The organism is Parazoarcus communis SWub3 = DSM 12120, from assembly GCF_003226565.1.
GTDB classification, from domain to species: domain Bacteria; phylum Pseudomonadota; class Gammaproteobacteria; order Burkholderiales; family Rhodocyclaceae; genus Parazoarcus; species Parazoarcus communis.
Window position 1 is genome coordinate 287,322 of the sequence record NZ_QKOE01000003.1, and the last position, 21,989, is coordinate 309,310.

The window sequence follows — 21,989 nt, forward strand, 5'->3', positions numbered from 1 at the left end:
GCACCTCGCCGCCCGGTCTCAGCGTTGCACCTGGGTGACGTCGCGCACTGCGCCAGTGTCAGCCGAGGTGGTCAGTGCCGCATAGGCCTGCAGCGCCGCCGACACCACGCGTTCGCGCGCCACCGGCTTCCATGCCGCGGCACCTCGAGCCTCCATCGCGGCACGTCGGCGGGCCAGTTCGTCATCGCTAACCGCCAGCCGGATGCTGCGGTTAGGGATGTCGATCTCGATCGTGTCCCCCTCCTCGACCAGTGCAATCGCGCCACCGCAGGCCGCCTCGGGCGAAGCGTGACCGATCGACAGCCCGGACGTACCGCCGGAGAAACGGCCATCGGTGAGCAGCGCACAATCCTTGCCCAGGCCACGGCTCTTCAGGTAGGAGGTGGGGTAGAGCATCTCCTGCATGCCAGGACCGCCCTTGGGGCCTTCGTAACGGATGATGACCACATCGCCGGCCTGCACCTTTTCGCCAAGGATGCCGTCGACCGCGTCCTCCTGGCTTTCGAACACCCGGGCCTTGCCGGTGAACTGCCAGATCGACTCATCCACCCCGGCCGTCTTGACGATGCAGCCCTTCTCGGCGATGTTGCCGTAAAGCACTGCCAGCCCGCCGTCCTGACTGAAGGCATTGGCCTTGTTGCGGATCACACCCTTGGCACGGTCCATGTCGAGCTCGTTCCAGCGCCGGTTCTGGCTGAACGCCACCTGGGTGGGCACGCCTCCTGGCGCAGCGAGGAAAAAGTCGAACACCGCCTTGTCATGCGCCTGCATGATGTCCCAGCGCGACAGCGCCTCGCCCAGGGTCTTGCTATGCACGGTCGGCAAGTCACGATGAAGCAGACCGGCGCGATCGAGCTCACCAAGGATGCCCATGATGCCACCAGCACGATGCACGTCTTCGATGTGCACATCGGCCACCGCCGGCGCCACCTTGCACAGGCAGGGCACGCGACGGCTGATGCGGTCGATGTCCTTCATGGTGAAATCGACCCCGGCTTCCTTGGCGGCGGCCAGCAGGTGCAGCACGGTGTTGGTCGAGCCGCCCATGGCGACGTCGAGACTGATCGCATTCTCGAAGGCCTGGAAACTGGCGATCGAGCGCGGCAGCACCGAGGCATCGTCCTTTTCGTAGTAACGCCGGGCCAGCTCGACGATGCGGTGACCCGCCTCCTTGAACAGGCGCTCGCGATCCGCGTGCGTCGCCAGCGTGGTGCCATTGCCGGGCAGCGACAGACCAAGCGCTTCGGTCAGGCAGTTCATCGAGTTTGCAGTAAACATGCCGGAACAGGAGCCGCAGGTCGGGCAGGCGGAACGCTCGATGGCGTCGACTTCCTCGTCCGAGCAGTTCTTGTCTGCCGCCTTGACCATGGCATCGACCAGGTCGAGCGAGATCACCTTGGCTTCCCACTTGACCTTGCCCGCCTCCATCGGCCCGCCGGACACGAAGATGGCGGGGATGTTGAGGCGCAGCGCGGCCATCAGCATGCCCGGGGTGATCTTGTCGCAGTTCGAGATGCACACCAGCGCATCGGCCGTGTGCGCATTGCACATGTACTCGACGCTGTCGGCGATCAGGTCGCGCGACGGCAGCGAGTACAACATGCCACCGTGGCCCATGGCGATGCCATCGTCCACCGCAATGGTGTTGAACTCCTTGGCCACGCCGCCGGCCGCTTCGATTTCGCGCGCAACGAGCTGCCCCAGATCCTTCAGATGCACATGACCCGGCACAAACTGGGTGAAGCTGTTGGCAATCGCAATGATCGGCTTTTCGAAGTCGCCGTCCTTCATGCCGGTGGCACGCCACAGGGCGCGGGCACCTGCCATGTTGCGACCGGCAGTGGAAGTACGGGAACGATACTGGGGCATGGCTGCGCTCCGGGAAAATCTGCAGGAAAGCCTGTGATTGTAATCCCCCGCGGGCCGATTGGTAGACGCCGATGTACATTCGCCACGTCGGGAAAAGCCATGCCCGCACAGGGGTTTGTGACGTCATCGCTTCGTAACGCGCACGTCACCGTGCGGAAACGCGCGTTTTCCAGAATGACGTCATCGAACAAGGACAAGGATGCACGTCATGCTCCAGACCGGCCAGCAGACCGCCGCCCGCCCCGGGCGCAATCTCCACGTCGGCCTCGCCACCTGCGAGACCGAAATCCTCGAAGCACAGAAGCTGCGCTATCGCGTGTTTGCCGAAGAGATGGGCGCCCGCCTCTCCACTCGTGTGCCCGGCGTCGATCGCGACATCTACGACCCCTACTGCGAACACCTGATCGTCCGCGACGAGGATGCCGGCCGTATCGTCGGCACCTACCGCATCCTGTCGCCTTCAGCCGCACGAAAGGTGGGCGGCTATTACTCGGAAAACGAGTTCGACCTCACCCGCCTTCATCACCTGCGCAACCAGATCGTCGAGATCGGCCGTTCCTGCATCGATGCCGAGTACCGCAGCGGGGCAGTCATCGCCCTGCTGTGGTCAGGCCTGGCCCGCTACATGATGGAGAACGGCTACGACTACCTGATCGGCTGCGCCTCGATCAGCATGGGCGACGGCGGCCACACTGCAGCCAGCTTGTATAATCAGCTCAAGGACTCGCATCTGGCGCCGCTGGAATACCATATGTTCCCGCGCTGCCCGCTACCGCTGGACAACCTGCGCCAGGATCTGGCCGCCGAAACCCCGCCGCTGATCAAGGGTTATCTGCGCGCAGGTGCCTGGATCTGCGGCGAACCGGCGTGGGATCCCGATTTCAACACCGCCGATCTGCCCATCCTGCTGCCGATGAGCAAGGTTTCGGACAAATACGCCAAACATTTTCTGGGACGCAAGGACTGAATACCATCATCACTTCCGCGCCGCGCAGCCCCGCGGCCTCCGACGCCAGCCCCGCCCTGTTGCGCGGCTGGCGTTTCTTGCGCGTCGCCGTCCACATCCTGCAGGGCGTGCTGACGGTGATCCTGCTCTACCCCTTCGTCGCACCGGCACGCCGCCTGAGTCTGCGCCAGCGCTGGTCTCGCCAACTGCTCGCCATCGTCGGCATGCAGATCGAGGCCGGGGGGCACGCAGTCTCACCTGGCTGCCTTCTGGTCGCGAACCATGTCTCCTGGCTGGATATCTTCGTGATCAACGCACTCGCGCCCACCGCCTTCATCTCCAAGGCCGAAGTCCGGCAATGGCCGGTCATAGGCTGGCTGGCGGCAAAGAACGAAACCGTGTTCCTGCGCCGCGGCAGCCGGGGGCACGCCCGCATCGTCAATGCCGAGATTGCCGGCCTGCTCGACGCCGGACGCAACGTCGGCGTGTTTCCGGAAGGCACCACCACTGACGGCAGCCATGTACTGGCCTTTCATGCTGCCCTGCTGCAACCCGCGATCGAGGCAGCCCACCCGCTGCAGGCGCTTGCCATCAGCTATCACCAGACCGACGGCTCACCCAGCCGCGCCCCGGCCTACGATGGCGACATCAGCCTGGGAGAATGCCTGTCCAACGTCATCGCTCACCGCCGCCTGATCGCCCGGGTCAGTGCAGCTGCGCCGCTGGCCACCACCGACGGCGTGCATCGACGCGAACTCGCCCGCCAACTGCACGAATCCATCGTGCACCGCATCGGCTGCGCATCAGCACATCCGGCACCTCAGCCCGAGCCCATGCGCGAGGCGGAACCGAGCTACTGAAGAGGCCGTTCAGCCCTCCACCTGGAAGACCTCGCCGTCATCAAGGCGGACCGCAGTCAGCTTACCGCCCCAGACGCAGCCCGAATCCAGCGCGATCAAACCCTCGCTGCGATAGAAGCCCAGTGCCGACCAGTGCCCACAGACAATGGTGTGCGTGCGATTGAAACGATCCGGTACCGCAAACCACGGCAACATACCGCGCGGCGCCTTGTGTGGCGGCCCTTTTGCGCGCATCGCCATGCGCCCGTCACGCGTGCAGAAGCGCATCCGGGTCAATGCATTGACGATCACACGCAAGCGGTCCCAGCCCTGCAGGTCTTCACGCCACTGATCCGGATGATCACCGGCCAGATGCAGAAGGAACTTGCGCGCATCCGGCCCGACCAGCGCCGCACTGACCTCAGCGGCCAGTTCGACCGCCTTGCTCACCGTCCAGCCTGGCAGCAGGCCGGCATGCACCAGCACATGATCGCCCTCGACATGAATGAGCGGGCGCCGCGCCAGCCAGCCGAGCAACTCCTCGCGATCGGGCGCCTCCAGCACCTGGAACAGGGTGTCGTCCTTGTCCCGGCGCTTGAACCCGGCCGCCACCATCAACAGGTAGAGATCGTGATTACCCAGTACCACGGTCGCCGAATTGCCGAGCGCGCGCAAGGCACGCAGCACCTTCAGCGACTCAGGTCCACGATTGACCAGGTCACCTACGACCGACAGGCGGTCTTGCGCGGGATCGAAGGCAATTTTCTCGAGCAGACGCTGCAATGCGTCGTAGCAACCTTGAATATCACCTATTGCATAGTGGGCCATTGACCGGCATTTGCAAAATTTAGATTAACTCGCGAGTTTAGCCGAGACGGATGACAGAAATGAGACAAGATCTACACGCACCCTGCCCCGGCCGAGCCGGATCACACTCATGCGCCGCAGTACGGCCTCGCCAGCAACGGTCGCCGGGGCTGGTTCTTGACATGCAGCCGCCACCAGAAACCCAGCAGATTATCGCCCTGGGAGATCGCCTTGCGCGGCAGCGCCAGCAGATCCTGCCCAGGCCTTGCCGGCGCTCGCATGCAGGTCGTGGCAGTGGCATAGCCAGCCTGGGCAACCGCATCGATGGTACGCAGATCATGGCTGCCATAGGGATAGCAAAAATGGCGCACCTCAGTCCCCAGGACATCCTCCAGCATGCGCCGCGATCCGCCGACCTCCGCACGCAAGGTGGCGTCGTCCTGATGGGCGAGCTTCAGATGGCTGAGTGAATGCGAACCGAAGTCGATGCCTTCGCGCTGCAACCCCCTCACCTCAGCAGCGCTCAACAGCATCGGAGTCTCCCGTCCGTCACGTGCAAACCACTCCGCCCTGCGCCCCAGCAACCCGGCGATCAGATACACCATCGCAGGAAAGCCATGACGCTGCAGCACCGGCAAGACATAGCGGCAGAAGCTCTCGTAACCATCATCGAAAGTCAGCACCACGTCACGCGACGAGATCGGCGCCTCGCCACGCAGACAGGCCAGTGCCTGATCCATCGACAACACCCGGTATCCGCCACTTGCCAACAACGCCATCTGGGTCGCAAAGCGGCGATGGTCGCAATAGGTCGAGCGATGGTTTGCAACCCGTGCAAACTCGCCGACCTGGTGATACATCAGGATGTTGATGCCGCCGACCGTCCTCATCCGCCTCCAGCCAGCCCCGCATACAGACTGCAATATCGCTCGATGACGACCGCTTCGGCAAACTCCTCGTCTATCCGCTTGCGCCCCTTGTCGCTTAGGTTGGCCTGCAAGGACGAGTCGCTCAACACTGCCTCAATACCGCGCGCCAGTGCCTGTGCGTCGTCACAAGGCACCACCCAGGCATCCTCACCATGACGCGCAATCTCTCGAGCACCGCGGAACGCGGTGGTTACCAGTGGACGGCCATGACTCCAGGCCTCGAGGATGACGTTACCCAGCGTCTCTTCATCACGCGACGGAAACACCACCACGTCAGCGGCATCGAACCAACCCGCCGGCTCGTGCTGCCAGCCTGCCCACACAATGCGTTGATCAACGCCAAGCTGACGCGCCTGCGCTTGCAACTGTGGCAGCAGCTCGCCATCACCCAGCATCACCAGACGGAGACGACGCCCCGCAAACGTCTCCGGCAGACGCGAGAACGCGTCCACCAGATGGCACTGGCCCTTGACCTCGGTCATCCTGCCCGCAGTCATCAGCATGCATTCGTCGTCGGCGATACCCGCACTGCGGCGCAAGGCCCGCCTTGCCTCATCGCTCAAGGCTTGCACTGGCTCGGCGAAATTGGTGATGTGAAACACCCTTGACGCAGGCAAGCCCCCCTTCACCATCCAGTCGCACAGACCAAGGGTATTGCCGATCCAGGCATGGGCGTGACGCAAGGGTTCGAGCCGGTAATAGCCTCCCAGGCGAGCGACATGCACCTTGCCCCGCCCCGGGCGAACGTGAGTCAGACGAGTGGCCCGCCCCATGTAAGTCTGCACCACCTCTGCATCGCTGCGCGCGATGACGCTCGCGACCTCGACCCGCGACAACGGATCCCATACCGTCCGCAAGGGCAGCTCATAGAATGGAATGCCCGCAAGATGACGTCTGGCCAGTGCGGAGTCACGACGGACCACCGCCTCCACCCGTTGCGAGCGCCGCTGCATCGCATTGAGGAAACGGACGAACCAGCGCTCGGCGCCGCCCATCTCCTTGCTGCCGATCAGGTGCAGGGTCTTCATCAGGCCGGCAGGCTGACAGGCAGGGCAAGACCATCCGGCGTCAGCAACTGGCGATACACCGCAAGATTGCCCTCACACATGGCCTCGATGGAAAACTCCCGCACCATCAGCTCACGCCCGGCGCGCCCCAGTCGCTCGCGCAGCCCGGCATCACCAAGCAGGCGGATCAACCCCGCCGACAAGGCCGAAACATCCCCCGCGTCGACCAGCAGGCCATTGTGCTCATGACGCACCACCTCGGGAATACCACCTGAACGACACGCCAGCAAGGGCACACCGGCAGCTGCGGCCTGCAGCAGCGAAACCCCCAACCCCTCCATGTCCGCCGGGTGCACCACCACATCCAGACAACCCAGACGTGCGGGCAAATCGTCAACGAAACCCATCAAGTGCACATTATTCGTAAGTCCATGCGCCTCAATCCACTGTCTGATCTCTGCTTCGAGTGGGCCGCGACCAAATATCTGCACCTGCAGCCGGGGAAGCGCTGCCAGCACCGTATTCAAAGCACCAATCAGATGCCGATGCCCCTTGCGCCGGATCAGCTGTGCCACCATCCCCACCATCGGCGTATCCGCGGCCAGACCATGCGCGGCACGATAGGCCGCCTTGTCGTATTCGCGCAGGAAAGGACTGGCATCAACCGCACTGCGCACACAGCTGAGTTGGGCAGGGCGCAGGCCAGCCTCGATCAATACAGCGCGGATGCCCTCCGAGATCGCAATCACGTGGTCGTAAAGCGGATACTTGATTCCAGCCAGCCAGCGTGGCTCGCGATTGTCCACCCGACGCGACAACACGACCGGCACCCGCGCCAGTCTCGCACCGATACCACCCCACAGGTCGGCACCGCGTCGACTATGCACATGCACGATGTCGGGCCGATGCTGCGCCACCAGCCTGAGCACCCGCAACGCCAGGCCCGCATCGGCATCACCCGCCATGCGCATCTCGACCACCTCGCCATGCTGTCGAGCCGGAGCCGCGATCTCTGCCCCGCGCGGACAGGCCAGCAAGTTGTCCACGCCCCGGCGCGACAAGCCCTCCATGATGTGCAACACCTGCTTCGCCCCACCGTACAGATGACGACCGGATTCGATATGCAGCACCTTCATCATGCACGCTCCCATTGCAGTACCCGCTTCGCCTCATCGACCACCCGCTCCGGCTCGATCCCGGAGAGGCAAGCAAACACCCCATCGCACGTCGGCTGCCGCCGGCAAGGCGAACACGCCACCCCCAACCAGATCACGCTCGCATTCGCCCGCCCCACATCCAGATAAGGGCGGGTCGAACCGAACAACGCGACCGTCGGCCGCGCAAAGGCGACGCCCATATGGGTCAGCCCGGTATCGACCCCAATCACCAGTCCAGCGTCGGCAACCAGCGCCGCGGCCTCCACCAGCCCGGTTTCTCCAGCAAGACTGAAAGCCACCCCGCTTTCAGCGAGGCGCTCCCCCGCAGCGCGCTCGGCCGCGCCGCCGAGAATCACCGGCACCAGACGCAACTCATGCCTGACTGCAAGCGCCAGACGCTGCCACGACGCCTCCGGCCAGTGCTTCTGCGGCCGGGTGGTAAAGGGCGCGAACACCGCATATCCACCTGGCCGCAAGCCCATCCTGTGCAGGCGGTCGCGCACTCGCGCGCGGACATCCGCCTCCAGGCTCAGACGCGGCAGGAAATCCACATCACTCAAGCCCAGACGCAAGGCCAGATGCCGGTATTCCGAGCTGATCTGCCCAGGCTGGCCACCGGCTGGCACGACCTCGGTCATCAGCCAGCGGCTACCCTCACGCGAGGCCAGGCCAATGCGCCGACGCGCACCCGACAGCCAGGTCAACACCCCGCTTTTGAGCAGACTCTGCAGATCGATCGCGGTGTCGAAGCGATAGGCCTTCAGCTCGCGTGAAAATGCACGCACCCGACCCAGCAATTCTCGGTAGCGTCGCGCCCGCAGCAGGCCCAGCCACTCCTGCTTAGGCCAGACGATCAAGGCATCGACTGCGGCGCTTCCCCGTAACAAGCCCTCGATACCGGGCTCCACCAGCCAGGCGATGAAGGCACCGGGGTAGCGGTGACGCAGGGCCTCAGCAAATGGCGATGCGAACACCACATCACCGATCGCTGACGTCCGCACCAGCAGGATGCGTGACATGCCGCCCGCTGCAGCATCCGTTACCGAGGCCTCAGGCGCATTCATCCAGGTGCTTTCGTATCCGATCGAACATGCGGTGCATGCTCACATCGGCCGATTGCAGGAACATGGCCAGCGCGTTGCGCTCAGATGGCAGCCAGTCGTAGTCCTGCGCGTCCGCCACCTGCTCGATGTCGTCGAGGGTCAGCACACGGCGGGAGCTTCCGAACACATCCTCCAGCAAGCCCGAGATCTTCGGCGTGTTCGACTCCACCGCGACAAAGGGCGTGGCAGTAGCCAGTGCCAGGGTGACCGCATGAAAGCGGCCGGTACACAGCAGCGCGTGGCCGCCCAGGAAGGGAACGAAATGGCGTCGATGGCGGGTATTGCGCCCGGTCAACAACGCATGCAGCCACTTTCCGTGCCGACGCAGATACTCGCGACCTGGCCCATACTCTGCAAGGCGAGGCCGGGCAGCATGGGTCAGCCGGCAATGATGCCAGCCACGCCGCCGCGCCAGACGACGCAGGCGGTCAGCAAGCGCAGCATTGACCGAATCGGTACACAACACGCCCTGGCGGAACTCAACGTGCGGAACCGCTATCCCGAGGGTCAGATCAGGTACCCGCTCGGCGGCAAGACCACTCCCCTCGAGCACCACCATCGAGCGGCTCTCGCGCAGATAGATGCCCTGATAGGCCGCCAGTTTGTCGATCACCGCCTGATCGATCGCATGCAGCGAGGTATTGATCAGGAACGACGGAATACCGGCGACCTGTCGTGCGTGAGCGGCGATTTCGGCCAGATAGTGAGCGCGTGGCCGGCGATCACTGTGATGGATCGAGCCCTCGCCATTGACCACCACCCCATCAACGCTACGCAGCACCGCATCAACGCCGGACTGCCCGCGCCAGTCAACACCCATCGGCCAGAAGAACACCGGCTCGATCGCCCGCTGCCGCAACTGCGCGATCAGGCGCTCCATGACGATCTCGCAACCGTAATGGGACGTGCGGCGGGTGTCGTTGAATACCGCAACGCGGCGCAGGGGCAAGCTCATTCAGCGTTCTTCGGCAAGGTTGCGCAGACCGCCTGCGGCGATCATGCGTGCTACGACCGCCTGCTCGCGCGCGCCATCATGCGCAGTCGAGGACAGGCGCCTGGGTTTAAGCAGTCCCAACAGGCGGCGGTGATAGAAGGTGCCGCTGGCAAAGAAGTCAAAACCGGCAAACGCCAGATCCGCACAACGACAATGGCGATACAGGAAGCTGAGTGTGATCAGCCCGGTGGACGGACGTGCCGGCGCGCAGGCCCGGCTCAGCTCGTCCCAGATCGACACCGGATGCAACAGCAGGCGATCGCCCAAGGCGGTCAGATCCGGCATCTGCTCGCGCTTGGGCGTCGCCCACACCACCCACTCAGGGGCAAAAGCGGTTTCGATCTGCCGTGCATCCAGCTTATCCGTCGAGGTGAACAGCACCGTGCACCGCTGCCCCTGGTGCAGGGGGTCGCGCACACGTCCCAGATTCATCCGCACCACCACATCGAAGGCGTCGATACGTGCCCCCAAGCGCTGCCGGAGCAAAGCATCGCTGTTGCCCACCACCACCACCTTGCACCCTGCGACCCGCGCCTGCAGCGCGGACATATCCTCACGCCCCACCATCGACCGCCTCCTGGGCCGTCCTGCGCGCGCGCTGGCGCCACCGCATGCCCCCCGCGGGCACCGCAAGGCTCAGCACCAGGACATGGGTACCGACAATGGCAGGAAAGAACACATTGGTCAGCGCAAACAGCAGGGCGCCCACCGTCGCCATCAAGCCACACAGCGCGAAGTAACGCATCTGCGGATCATCTGCCGCCTGCCTCACTCCCCGAGCGAAATGCGCTCCCAGCCCCCACAGCAACAGCCCGAGGGCAATCAGCCCCAGCAGCCCACCGCGCGCCAGCATGTCCAGCGGGGCCGAGTGCAGATGGGTGAATTCGGTGACCGCGGGATTGATCCAGCCGGCCTCCACCCCCGCCTGGAGATAGGTCGGCAGCCCAGCCAGACCGATCCCCAACACCGGCTGACTGGCAAAGGCCTCCAGCGCGACCCGGTACAGATGCAGACGGACCCCGGTCGAGCTCAAGACCATCCCCGCCTGATCCTCCAACCCGAGCCCGAGCAGCGCAAGCACACCATCGATCTCTTCGCGCGAACGCGGATGCAAGCCCACCACCACCAGCGCGACCAGGGAACAAAGGCCCGCCACGCGAAAGATCTCCCGGGCGGGCAAGCCTCCAGCCCATGCCAGCAGGCCAAGCAACACCGGTGCAGCCAACCAGACGCCCCGGGTGCCAGACAGTACGGCCGCCGTCAAACCGGCAAGGATGGCAACGAGGGTTCCGACCGCCATCGCCGCGGTGCGTGCCCCTGGCAGACAAACCCAGCCAGCTGCGGCGAAACTTGCAAGCAGCAAAGCGAAACTGCCAAACGGAATGGCGTTCATCACCCCATCGGCGCGTCCAATGCCAAGTATCCAGACCTGATGAGCAGCCAGCGCGGCCGCTGTCACCGCACCGCACACCACCCCTAGCACCAGCCAGACACTCGATAGTCCCCAGCGGCTGATCAGATACACCACCGGTATCGCAAGCAACATGCGTAGTGGCTTGTCGAGCTGAGTGCTGTCCCAGCCGGTCACCATCAGGTTGAACAGGTAGTAGACCGGCAGGACCGCAAAGGACAACATCAACACGGCTTCGTCCCTGTCCAGATCCCGGCACCGCAAGAACAGTCCGAAGCCAATCAAGGCCATCACCGCCAGCAAGGTACCGGGCCCCACCCAGCCGCGCTGGGTCAGCAAGCCTGCATAGGCGACAAACACCAGCACACCACAGCACCACGCCTGCATGCGGGCTTGCCCCACCGCGCCAGCATCCGGCAATGCCATCGCCGGACGGCGCAACACATGCATGATCCTCATGGATGCAGCACCACGCCGGCGTCGCGGAAAGTCTGCTCGAAGCCCTGCCGCTCGGCCTCGGACTTGAAGCGGATCCGCGACCAGCCAAAGGCCTCCACCCGCGTGTCGGGCGAACAGATCTGACGGGCCAGCAACAAGGCGGACGAGCGCACACCGACGATCAAGGCATAGGCCTCGGTCGCCAGATGACTTTCAAGCGCCTGGGCCGGCGCAATCTGCCGATAGTCGGCATGGGCCAGCTCCTGCAGGCGATCCTTGGGGTGCGGCTTGTAGTCGATGTGCTCAAAACCGGCCGCAACAAGGGCAGCATGCACCTCCATCGTCACCGCCTGCACGTCGGCCGCACTCATCAGCGCGAAACCACTGAGCGGCTGGCCGATCACCAGCGCACGGCGAGGTGCCGCTGCTGCAGGTGCGGAAGCCCGGGCCAATCCGGGCAACACCTGCACCTTGTGTGCCGGATACGCATACGGCAGTCCCGACAGTACATAGATGCGGTCGCAGAAATCGGCATCCGAGCCGATGCGGTCGCCGCCGAAACACCAGTAATCCAGCTCTGGCGCCACCAGCCGACGCAATTTGCGCGGATACTGCAGCACACGCCGCAGCCGCGACAACGGGTAACGTCGGGTGCTGATCAGGCCATCGGGCAGGATGCGCGCCCTCATCGTGTGCGCCCCCACGCGAGGTGGCAACGCACGCAGGAAGTAGTTGATTGCTTCGGTGTCATACACCGCGCTATGCAGATGCAAGCGTTCGCATGGGCCCACCAACGCGGCTACCGCATCAATGTTCGCACGCAGCCGGCGCAATCGCCCCCAGACCCCGGGCAGTGGCTCCCAGCGCGGCCACGGCATATAGGCTGCGATATCCCAGTCCTGGGTCTGCACCAAGGCGCCGACGCTGCGCTTGTACCAGACCAGCACCTGGCGGCTGCCACGCTCGAATTCGGCCGCAACCGCCCGCGCGGCAAGGTATTGAAGCGGCGAGGCGACGAAGTACACTGCCACCGTCCGACTCATGCCGCCCCCTCGACAACCATCTGCGGCCGAACGCCCTCACTACCCTCTTCCGCGCAAACCGAGGGCGCCGCCAACAACGCCGCATACGGCCCTGGCACCCCCGCCAGTACCGCATGCCGACCACTCTGCACGACGCGTCCGGCCGCCATCACCACGATGCGATCAGCATCGCGAATACTGGTCAGGCGATGCGCCACCATCACCACCGTACGGTTGCGACACAAGGTCCGCAACGCGGAACCAATCGCCTGCTCCGACACCGCATCGAGGGCCGAGGTCGCCTCGTCGAGCAGCAGGATGGGCGCGTCCTTCAGAAAGGCCCGGGCAATCGCTATGCGCTGGCGCTGCCCGCCCGAAAGCAGGCTGCCATCCGGTCCAATCACGGTTTCCAACCCGTGCGGCAACGTCAGGATGAAGTCCCAGGCCTGCGCGGCGCGCGCGGCACGCTCGATGTCTTCGAGGCTTGCCTCCGGACGACCCAAGGCGATGTTCGCTGCCACCGTATCGTCGAACAGCACCACCGGCTGCCCGACCCACGCGACCTGGCTGCGCAGCCAGTCGAGCGGCACGCTGTCCAGCGGCGCACCATCGAGCAGGATGCGTCCACCCTGTACCGTCTGGAAGCCCGCGATCAGACTGAGCAGGGTACTCTTTCCACTGCCCGAAGCGCCAAGCACCGCCACGGTCTCGCCCGCTTCGACATGCAGATCCACCTGCCGTAGCGCGGCCTCCTGCTGCCCCGGATAGGCGAACTCGACGCGCTCGAACACCAGCTCGCCACGCGCTCGCTGCTGGCGGAACGCAGAACCCTCCGGCACGCCCGTCGCCGCCGGCTCCAGTTGCATGTCCAGTAGCTCGAAAACACTCTGCGCACCCGCCAACCCGCGCTGGATCACCGCATTGACGTTGCTCAGCCGCCGAATCGGCTCGAACAACATCGCCATTGCTGCCACGAAGGCGACAAACTCGCCCGGCGTCAGCCGATTGTCTGCCGACAGCAGGGTCGCCACCCAGATCACCCCGCACACTGCCGTCGCTGCGACCACCTGAACCAGCGGCGCATTGGCGGCCGACACCCGCACCGTGCGCATGGTCTGACGACGCTGTCGCTCGGCAAGCGCCCCCAGCCCTGCCTCTGCAGCATCTTGCGCAGCATAGAGCTTGATCTCGCGCAGCCCGTTGAGCACCGAGCCGAGCAAGCCGGTAAAGCGCGCCGTGGTCTCCTGCAGCGCACGATGGGTACCACGCAGCTTGCGTCCGGCCACTCGCAACAACCAGGCAACCACCGGCGCCACCGTCATCATCAGCAAGGCCAGCTCCCAGGCCACATAGAACAGATAAGCCAGCAGACCCAGCACCATCAGACTATCGCGCACCAGTACAACCCACGCGGTGGACAAGGCCGCGCCCACCTGCGGCACGTCGTACAACACCCGTGACAGCATCCGCCCACCCGGCGCAGCCTGATGCGCAGCCAGCGGTAGATGTAACTGATGGTGGATGAGCCGGCAGCGCAAGTCGGTGACGGCCTTGTGCGCAATCCACTGACTCGAGACCGTCGACAGATAGTCGGCGATTCCCTTGAACACAAAGGCTGTCAGCAACAACAACGGTACTTGCCACTGTGCCGTACGGTCGCCGGCAATCATGCTCTCGTCCACCAAGGGCTTGAGCAGGGCGGGCAAAGCCGGCTCGAGCGCAGCCGCCGCCAGCATGGCCAGCACCGACAGGCCGACCATGGCACGGTACGGCCTCAGCGTCGCCAGCAAGCGCAAATAGAGCGTGAGAGACGCCTTCATTCGCGCGCCAGGATGCGGTCGATCAGCATGTTATGCCAGCGCCCGGCACGAAACTCGGCCTTCAGCGCGTCCTCGTCGTAAACGGTGCGGACCCAGTCCAGGAAAGCAATCGGGGTACGTGCATTGGCCGTCAGGTAGCTGTCGAAGAAACAATCCAGCACCCCGGTACGGGCATGGCGTGAGTGTCCGTACCGCCAGTCCAGTTCGCGTCTCGCCTCGGCAACCGGATGCCCCAGACGCAGCACCCGGTACAACACTGCGGCCAGGCCCGCACGATCCGCACCCGACTTGCAATGCAGCAAAGCCGGATAAGCGATGCTTGAGAACAGTGCATCCATGCGCAGGATCTCCTCCACCGACGGCGGCGTACGCGAGTACAGCTTCACGCTGTGCAAGGTGACGCCCAGGCGTGCGCAGGCCTCCTCTTCGAAGAAGTAGGAGCCATAGTCATGTACCCCGCGCAGGTTGATGATGCTGCGTACGCCATGGCGGCGGTGGTAGCGCTCGATCTGCGCCGGGCTCGGCTGACTGCTGCGATACATGCCGCCGCCCAGGTCATGAAAGTTGCTGTACAACGCACGCACGCACCCGTGATCCACCAGATGCATGTCCAGCCAGGCGCGCAGACGACGCCCCGGGGTCGCAAGTGCATCACTCACCATCTGCCGGATACCCCAGGAAGCCGTCGAGCCGCCATGCGTGGAGACGGCGGTGGAAGTTGCGGTGCACCGCAACCGAGATCTCGCCCAGGTCAGTCACCTGGGCAAAGCGGTCCAGCACGCGTTCAGGGTCGTGCCGTTGCGACAGATACAACACCGCACCGCTGATATGCCCCCCATAGGGCACCGTCAGACCGTAGTGATCAACGACATGTCCGTCGGCCTGCCAGCGCGCATGACGTTCGGGACGCAGCGCATAAACCAGTTGCGCCAGAACCTCGCGATCGTCACTCAGCAGCGTCAGGCCGGGATACGCAGTCAGTTTCGGCGCCACGGCCTCCGCCAGGGCCGACCAGCCGCGTGCACGCTTGTAGGGGTCATTGCCGGCGTGCAACTCGACACCAAGGGACTGCACCAGTATTGGCCAACTGTAGAGCAGCGTGGCGATCGCCACATTGCAGCCCACCGCCCACACCAGCACCCGCCGACGCTGCAGACCCAGCAGGACCGCCACGGCCAGTACGCTCAGCCCCAGCACCGCCGGTGCAGCCCAGTTGCCGTTCGCCCGTCCAGTCAACGCCTGCAGCGCCACCAGGATCAGCAAGGGCAGGGAGAAGCACAGCAGGAAGGCGTGCCGGGGGTCCGCCAGGTGGCGACGCACGCTGAACAACACCATCAGCACCGACACTGCCAGTACCGGTCCCAAGGCCGCCAACTGAGCAAGCAGGAACTCCCATAGCTCGTCCGGCGCCCACCCACGTGCCGACATCCGGGTGATCTCGGCGGTATGGACCAGGGTCGGGAAGCCATGCTGAGCGTTCCACCACAGATTGGGCGCCAGCACGGCCAAGGCGACACCCAGCGCCAGCCACGGCCCGCTACGACGCAGACGATCCAGGCCACCTTCCATGGAGAGCAGCCACAACACCCCGCAGCCCCAAAAGGCCGCCATCGTGTACTTGGCCATCAGCCCCAGGCCGATGACGCCCCCAAGTATTGCCCATTGTGGCCAGCCCCCCCCTTCGCGCAAACGCCACGCCAGCAACATTGCAAGCGCCCACAGCAGCAGCAAGGGCGCGTCGGTGCTGACGAACAATCCCAGACCCGATACCAACGGCAAGGTGATGAAGGCCAGCGCAGCCCACCAGCCGACCCTGCTGTCGAACAGCTCGGCCCCCAATTGACGCAACACCAGCGCCGTCACTGGATAAAGCAACAAGGCAGGCAACTTGAGTGCGAGCAAGCCATCGCCAAACGCGGCCTGTGACGCGGCGATCAGCACCGGCAACAAGGGTGGCTTGGAGTAGTAACCCCAGTCCAGCGCCTGCGCCCAACCCCAGTAATAAGCCTCGTCCACATAGGGATCGAGGCCCAGATGCACTACGGTCGCCGCCCGCAGCAGTGTCAGCACACCCAGCAGCACGACAAGGCTGCTGACACCGTAGGCATCGCGCGGCACGGCAGGAGATCGAGTCGGACACGTAGACAGCACGGACACCTGCAACGCAGCATCACCAACCAGCCAGCATGTGCCGCCGGCCACCCGGACGCCCAGGCTGGGACGACCGCAATGGCGTTATAGCGACGCTGTGTTGCCCGGGTGTGTCAGCCCGGTGGCACGCCGATGATCAACGACGCCCCCGCCCCTCGGACTCCGCGCCCTGAGCGGAGTCCTGCCGCGCCCTGAGCGGAGTCGAAGGGCCTGGGAGTCGAAGGGCCTGTCCTGAGCGGAGTCGAAGGGCTGTTCAGGTCCGGATCAAACAGGGACACGGTATTCAGGGACCGCGTGAGTGGATTGAGCGCAAGAACTTGGCACAGGCGGCGGATGCTCAGTCGGCTCAGTCCGGCGTGCCGATGAACACCGGCTCGGGCTCGAGCACCACGCCGAAGCGCGCCCGGACATCGTCGCAGATCCGCCCGGCCATGCGGCAGACGTCCTCACCACGCGCGCCGCCACGGTTGACCAGCACCAGGGCCTGGCGCTCGTAGCAGCCCACCGCGCCAAGGTCGCGGCCTTTCCAGCCCGCGTGTTCGATCAACCAGCCCGCCGCCAGTTTGACCCGGCCATCCGCCTGCGGATATTGCGGCAAGGCCGGATGGGCCGCCCGCAACTGCCCGGCAAGCCCCGCATCGACCAGCGGATTCTTGAAGAAACTGCCAGCATTGCCAATCTCGGCTGGGTCGGGCAGCTTGCGCCGACGGATCGCAATCACCGCATCCGACACCTGCAGGGCGGTCGGCGATTCGATGCCGCGGGCAGCCAGTTCAGCGCCAACTTCGCCATAGCGCACATCCGGCGCCCAGGCGCGCGGCAGCAGAAAGCGCACCCGCGTGACCAGCCAGCGTCCCGCCTCGTGCTTGAACACGCTGTCACGATAGCCGAAGCGGCAATCCTCCGCCGAAAACACCCGCCGCTCACCGGTTTCGAGGTCAACCGCATCCAGACCGGCAAAACGATCGGCCATCTCCACGCCATAGGCACCGATATTCTGGATCGGCGCGGCGCCGACCGTACCGGGAATCAACGACAGGTTCTCCAGACCTGGCCAGCCCTGTGCCACAGTCCATCGCACAAAGTCGTGCCAAGCCTCGCCGGCGCCGGCCTCCACCAGCCAGCCAGCCTCACCTTCCGTCACCAGGCGACGCCCATCGATCTCGACCTTCAGTACGATGCCGTCGAAATCGCCTGCCAACACCAGATTGCTGCCCCCTCCGAGCACAAAATGCGGCCGTCCTTTGAGATGCCCCACCGCGATCAGGCGGAGCAGTTCATCCTCGCTACGGATGCGCAACAGGATCGACGCACGCGCCGGCAGGCGAAAGGTGTTCAGCGCCGACAGGTCGGCATCAGGAACGCATTCGGGCAACGCTTCGGCAGAACTCATCGGCTGGGCTCGTGGGCGGGCGCAGGTGCTTCGATCGGAAACATGCGGTCGTATGCCAGATTGAACAGGAAGGCATAAAGGGTATAAGTCAGCGCCAACGCAATATCGGCAACGATCGCCTCCATCCAGCCCATGCCGGTCCACAAGACGATGACCGGCAGCGTCAACGTGAACAAACCGCTCTCGAACAACACCGCATGCACGCAGCGCAGCCGGTATGGCCGGCGGTCCGCAGTGCGGCCAGTCAGGCGCCCCTCGATCCAGTCAAAACCCGTGTTGAAACAACCATTCCAGATCGCGGCAATGAGCGCGAGCAAGGCGAGCAGCCCGATCGACTCGGTCAGCGGCACACCGCTGGCCCAGGCGAAGGGTGGCGTAATCAGCACCAGACCACCGATCTCGAACAACACGATCTGGCGCAGGCGGTCGCGCAGGGAACGAAGCTTGGGTGAATGGGTGGACACGGAAACGGCAATGACAAAGGAAGGCGGGGAAGATAGGCCGCCGGCTGCGACATTGCAACCGGCAGTCGTTACGGGATGCGAACGCCGCCACACCGGGCGCTGCCGTAAAGTCCGTCAACGCGAACTCAGCGCAACGCACTGGACTGTGCAGGCCTTTGGCATCCACGAGGCAACATCATCGACTCATGCGAACAGTTTCAAGCCCAGGATGCCTGCAACAATCAAGCCCACGCAGGCCAGCCGGATGGCCGTTGCCGGCTCGCCGAACAGCACGATGCCAAGCGCCACCGTACCCACCGCACCAATGCCGGACCAGACAGCATAGGCGGTACCCAGCGGCAACTCACGCGCCGCCAGACCCAACAGGGCAATGCTGGCGGCGATGGATGCCAGCGTGAAGGCCGACGGCCAGAAACGGGTGAAACCTTCGGTGTATTTGAGGCCCACCGCCCAGCCGATTTCGAGCAGGCCAGCCAGCAACAGATAAATCCACGACATGATGCACTCCGGGCAAACACCGGGTCGTCCCGGCACACACCGATTGCACGAAGCACACGGGGCCGTCCCCGCATCGGATGGAATCGGTCCAATCATGGCAAATTCCGCGAGACCGGGCAAGCCATCCACATACCCGGACACAACAGGGGCCGCCGCCCCGGGCACACTCACACCGTCCTGGTCTGCAGACAAGCCGCGACATCCACCTGATCGATCTGTTCCGGGCGCATGAAACGCTGGGCATAACGCAGATACACCCCGCTATTCAGGAACAGTGCAAACAGGTCCGGATCGACATGCCCCTCGTCGCGCATCCGCACCATGATCGCGATCGCCTCGGACAGCGTCTTGCCCGGCTTGTACGGCCGGTCTACCGCAGTCAGTGCCTCGAAAATATCGGCGATCGCCATCATCCGTGCCAGCGGGCTCATCTGCGCCTGCGTCAGCCGACGCGGATAACCGGTACCGTCCATCTTCTCGTGATGCCCGCCGGCGATCTCCGGCACTTCGCGCAGATGACGCGGGAACGGCAGCGCAGACAACATGACCAGGGTCTGCACGATGTGCTCGTTGATCTTGTACCGCTCCTCCGCCGAGAGCGTGCCCCGCGCCACCGACAGGTTGTACAGCTCGCCGCGGTTGTACAACAGGGTCGGCACCTCCATGCGGAAACCGAGTGGATGATCCGGACGGATCCGGTCGTTCTCGCCGCGTGGAATACAGTGCTCGGGCCGGTCGGCCAGCAGCGGCTCGCGCACTGGCAGCACGGCCGGGGCTCGCGTATCCATGCGCTCGAGTTCGTCGCGCGACAAGCCCAGACGATCATCCAGCGTACGCAACCAGGTACGGGCGGCAATCGCACGCAAACGTTCGAGATCCAGCTGCGCCATGAACTCCCCGCCTTCATTGCAGCGGGCAACAAATGCAAAATCGGCATCCAGTTCTGCCCACGCCTGTGCCAGTCGGGCTCGCGCCTGCACACGGGGCGTCCCCGCTGCTTCGGCCTCCAGGCAGGCAATCTCGGCATCGCGTTTGAGCACTTCGAACCGCATTCTCACTTCATGGATGCGGTTGTACAGGGTCTCCAGCTTGGTCGCCTTGTCCACCACGTATTCCGGCGTCGTCACCTTGCCGCAGTCATGCAACCATGACGCCACATGCACCGCCTCCCAGGCGTCATCGTCCAGCCGGAAATCCCGGTAGGGGCCATCCTGCGTGTCGCAGGCGGCACGGGCCAGCATCTTGGTCAGCTCGGGGACGCGCGCGCAATGCCCGCCGGTATAGGGGCTCTTGGCGTCGATTGCAGCCGCGATCAACTGGATGAAAGCCTCGAACAGTACCTTTTGCGCCTGGATCAGGGACTTGTTCTCCAGCGACACCGCGGTCGAACCCGACAAGGCGGCAATGAACGACAGCCGTGCAGCGTCGCTGGGCTCACGCCGCAACAGCAGCATTGCCCCCACCGGCTGCGCCTGGCGGTTGAGCAGCGGTACCGCAATCGCATGCCTTGCCTCGTTTGCGCCGACCGCCTCGCTCAAACCCAGCCGGGCAAACGTCGCCGCATCGCAGGACTGCGCAAGCGGCCTGCCCTCGTGCAGCGCCCTGGCCGGCAGATCGTGTTCATCGTCTGCGGACAGCGACCTCGGCGTGCCCGGCAAGGCCTGACCGTCGGCCGACAGCGCCGCCGCCGGCACCAGTTGCTCATCCTCGTACAGGTAGAGCACACCGCCGGTGGCGTCGGCGGCAGAGATGGTTTCACCGAGCAGGCGTGGCAACAGATCCTCGAATCGCCGCTCGCCGGCCACCGCCAGGCTGATGTCGAGAAAGCGGCGGATACTGCGCTTCATGCCATCCATGGTCACGGCCAGCGCATTGACCTCGCTCACCATCGAATTGACCTGCAGCGGGCTGGAAAAATCGAAGCGGCGGATCGCCTCCGCCTCGGTCGCCAAGGTCTGCAGCGGACGGGCGATGCCACGCGCCATCGACCAGGTGATGGGCACCGCAACCAGGATGACCATCAGCGTCATCCATACCGCCTGATCGCGCAAGCGCAGGGCATCGGCGAACAACTCGTCCTCCGGTATCGCCACCACCAGAAACAAGGGGTTGGCACCCGACAGCGTCAGCGGCTCGATGCTGACCCGCCATTGCCGATCCGCCGCTTGCAGGACAAGACTGCCGCCCGCGTCAGCGACAGGCAGGTACCCGGCAAGTTGCTGCAACACCGGTACGCCGAGCTCCATGAGCCTGTTCAGCTTCACCACCTGCAGCGGGTCATCCACGCTGCGAACCAGCCGCCCCATGCGGTCGTAAGCCACAACACCCCCCTCGGCATCGATCAGCACCAGTTCTGTACCGGGGGTGACCTTCTGTCGTGCAAGCGAGGCATCGAGCGAAGCCAGCAGGATATCCGCCCCGATCACACCACCGCCACTTGCCGCCTGGACGGCAATGGTGGTGCCGACCTGACGGTTGGAGAAGAACACATATGGCGAGGTGATGACACGGCCCGTCGCGCCAAGGGCAGCACGAAACCAGGCCCGCTCGCGCGGGTCGTAGGCTGCGGGATAGTCGGGGCGCTCATCGCTGCGCAGCACCACCAACCCGGCATCCAGATGCACGAACCGGCCGCGACTTCCACCCGCGTCATGATCGATGCTTTGAACCAGATAGCGACTTCCCGGTGGTGCATCGAACAAGGCAGCCTCGTCCGCCGTGCCCTGCAGACGGCGGACGAAAAAGAAGTCGCCGTCCGCAAAGCCCATATAGATTGATGACAACAATCCCGACCCGGCAAGGGCCTCGACCAGCACGGGCAGCGCACGCATGCGCTCATCGTGGGAGACCGTCTGCGCCAGCGGTGCATGGCGCAACAGGCTGGCAGCCGCCTCGGCCGGTGCAGTCGCAAGCCTCAACTCGATCAGGGTTTCGCGGGCAATACGTTCAGTCAGGGCAACGGCCTGCGTCTCGAGCTGATCACGGCTGAAACTGTAGCCAAGCCAGCCGATCAGCAAGCCAACGGCCAGCACCAGCAGGACAAACAGGGACGAGATATGGACCCGCAAGGGAAACGGATGAAGGGACTGTCGCGTCATGACGGCTCACACTCCGGGATTGCGGATGGACATCACCACGCCC

General features: G+C 64.6%; 19 protein-coding genes. 2 read left to right on the top strand and 17 right to left on the bottom strand.

Annotation, left to right across the window (positions count from 1 at the left end; all coding sequences use genetic code 11):
* Window positions 1-18: 18 nt before the first annotated feature.
* A complete protein-coding gene (ilvD, locus tag DNK49_RS06825) occupies window positions 19-1,869 on the bottom strand; it encodes a dihydroxy-acid dehydratase (RefSeq protein ID WP_110523572.1) in 1,851 nt (616 codons plus the stop codon).
* A 208-nt stretch (window positions 1,870-2,077) separates the two neighbouring features.
* On the opposite strand from ilvD, the gene DNK49_RS06830 reads away from it, so the two are divergent.
* Window positions 2,078-2,836: a GNAT family N-acetyltransferase gene (locus tag DNK49_RS06830; RefSeq protein ID WP_110523573.1), complete on the top strand. Its 759-nt coding sequence runs from the start codon at window positions 2,078-2,080 to the stop codon at window positions 2,834-2,836.
* Window positions 2,837-2,913: 77 nt separating this feature from the next.
* The gene (locus tag DNK49_RS06835) at window positions 2,914-3,675 is read left to right on the top strand and encodes a lysophospholipid acyltransferase family protein (protein WP_110523645.1); all 762 of its coding nucleotides are present in this window, start codon (window positions 2,914-2,916) and stop codon (window positions 3,673-3,675) included.
* A 9-nt stretch (window positions 3,676-3,684) separates the two neighbouring features.
* On the opposite strand, the gene DNK49_RS06840 is transcribed toward DNK49_RS06835, so the two are convergent.
* From DNK49_RS06840 to DNK49_RS06915, 16 genes are all read right to left on the bottom strand, one after another.
* Window positions 3,685-4,482, bottom strand: coding sequence for a symmetrical bis(5'-nucleosyl)-tetraphosphatase (locus DNK49_RS06840; RefSeq protein ID WP_110523574.1), 798 nt, complete (start codon window positions 4,480-4,482; stop codon window positions 3,685-3,687).
* Window positions 4,483-4,589: 107 nt separating this feature from the next.
* Complete coding sequence (locus DNK49_RS06845; RefSeq protein WP_110523575.1) at window positions 4,590-5,351, bottom strand: polysaccharide deacetylase family protein; 762 nt, start codon at window positions 5,349-5,351, stop codon at window positions 4,590-4,592.
* Entirely contained in the window at window positions 5,348-6,418 is a 1,071-nt protein-coding gene (locus DNK49_RS06850; protein ID WP_110523576.1) for a glycosyltransferase, read from the bottom strand. The genes DNK49_RS06845 and DNK49_RS06850 overlap by 4 nt, the downstream gene beginning before the upstream one ends.
* Complete coding sequence (locus tag DNK49_RS06855) at window positions 6,418-7,536, bottom strand: glycosyltransferase family 4 protein (RefSeq protein WP_243632259.1); 1,119 nt, start codon at window positions 7,534-7,536, stop codon at window positions 6,418-6,420. Before DNK49_RS06855 ends, DNK49_RS06850 begins: the two co-directional genes overlap by 1 nt.
* Window positions 7,533-8,618 carry a glycosyltransferase family 9 protein gene (locus DNK49_RS06860; protein WP_243632260.1) on the bottom strand — a complete coding sequence of 362 codons (1,086 nt, stop codon included), beginning with the start codon at window positions 8,616-8,618 and terminating at the stop codon, window positions 7,533-7,535. The genes DNK49_RS06855 and DNK49_RS06860 overlap by 4 nt, the downstream gene beginning before the upstream one ends.
* Complete coding sequence (locus DNK49_RS06865; RefSeq protein ID WP_110523578.1) at window positions 8,605-9,612, bottom strand: polysaccharide pyruvyl transferase family protein; 1,008 nt, start codon at window positions 9,610-9,612, stop codon at window positions 8,605-8,607. The genes DNK49_RS06860 and DNK49_RS06865 overlap by 14 nt, the downstream gene beginning before the upstream one ends.
* On the bottom strand, window positions 9,613-10,218 hold the full coding sequence (locus DNK49_RS06870) for a glycosyltransferase family 29 protein (protein WP_110523579.1): 606 nt from the start codon (window positions 10,216-10,218) through the stop codon (window positions 9,613-9,615). It abuts the gene before it with no gap.
* Complete coding sequence (locus tag DNK49_RS06875; RefSeq protein WP_110523580.1) at window positions 10,205-11,521, bottom strand: O-antigen ligase family protein; 1,317 nt, start codon at window positions 11,519-11,521, stop codon at window positions 10,205-10,207. The genes DNK49_RS06870 and DNK49_RS06875 overlap by 14 nt, the downstream gene beginning before the upstream one ends.
* Entirely contained in the window at window positions 11,518-12,543 is a 1,026-nt protein-coding gene (locus tag DNK49_RS06880) for a polysialyltransferase family glycosyltransferase (protein ID WP_110523581.1), read from the bottom strand. Before DNK49_RS06880 ends, DNK49_RS06875 begins: the two co-directional genes overlap by 4 nt.
* On the bottom strand, window positions 12,540-14,342 hold the full coding sequence (locus DNK49_RS06885; RefSeq protein ID WP_110523582.1) for an ABC transporter ATP-binding protein: 1,803 nt from the start codon (window positions 14,340-14,342) through the stop codon (window positions 12,540-12,542). The genes DNK49_RS06880 and DNK49_RS06885 overlap by 4 nt, the downstream gene beginning before the upstream one ends.
* Entirely contained in the window at window positions 14,339-15,004 is a 666-nt protein-coding gene (locus tag DNK49_RS06890; RefSeq protein ID WP_110523583.1) for a protein-tyrosine phosphatase family protein, read from the bottom strand. The genes DNK49_RS06885 and DNK49_RS06890 overlap by 4 nt, the downstream gene beginning before the upstream one ends.
* Complete coding sequence (locus DNK49_RS06895; RefSeq protein WP_165843281.1) at window positions 14,994-16,460, bottom strand: ArnT family glycosyltransferase; 1,467 nt, start codon at window positions 16,458-16,460, stop codon at window positions 14,994-14,996. Before DNK49_RS06895 ends, DNK49_RS06890 begins: the two co-directional genes overlap by 11 nt.
* Window positions 16,461-16,839: 379 nt before the next feature.
* A complete protein-coding gene (gene murB, locus DNK49_RS06900; protein ID WP_110523585.1) occupies window positions 16,840-17,886 on the bottom strand; it encodes a UDP-N-acetylmuramate dehydrogenase in 1,047 nt (348 codons plus the stop codon).
* Entirely contained in the window at window positions 17,883-18,350 is a 468-nt protein-coding gene (locus tag DNK49_RS06905; protein ID WP_120719289.1) for a PACE efflux transporter, read from the bottom strand. Before DNK49_RS06905 ends, murB begins: the two co-directional genes overlap by 4 nt.
* 183 nt (window positions 18,351-18,533) lie before the next feature.
* Window positions 18,534-18,848 (bottom strand): quaternary ammonium compound efflux SMR transporter SugE, encoded by a 315-nt coding sequence (sugE, locus tag DNK49_RS06910; RefSeq protein WP_110523586.1) that lies wholly within the window; start codon window positions 18,846-18,848, stop codon window positions 18,534-18,536.
* A 167-nt stretch (window positions 18,849-19,015) separates the two neighbouring features.
* Complete coding sequence (locus tag DNK49_RS06915) at window positions 19,016-21,946, bottom strand: HD domain-containing phosphohydrolase (RefSeq protein ID WP_110523587.1); 2,931 nt, start codon at window positions 21,944-21,946, stop codon at window positions 19,016-19,018.
* Window positions 21,947-21,989 lie beyond the last annotated feature (43 nt).